The sequence below is a fragment of the Providencia sp. UF-183 genome (assembly GCF_058246155.1).
On record NZ_JBSICD010000127.1, the window covers coordinates 1 to 237 of the forward strand.

The window sequence follows — 237 nt, forward strand, 5'->3', positions numbered from 1 at the left end:
TTACCCGGGCGTGCTGGATTACATGGAGCGCACCCGTCAGCAGGCTTCCGAGCAGGGCTATGTCAGCACGCTGGACGGCCGCCGTCTGTATCTGCCGGACGTACGCTCCAGCAACGCCATGCGCCGCAAGGCGGCCGAGCGCGCCGCCATCAACGCCCCGATGCAGGGCACGGCGGCCGATATCATCAAGCGTGCGATGATCGAGGTCGACGCCTGGCTGCAGGGGCAGGAGAAGCC

General features: G+C 67.5%; 1 protein-coding gene. It reads left to right on the forward strand.

Features of this window, described 5'->3' with window-relative positions; genetic code table 11:
- Positions 1–237: DNA polymerase (locus AC4IFT_RS22635; protein ID WP_490752999.1), on the forward strand; the 237-nt coding region annotated here is incomplete at both ends.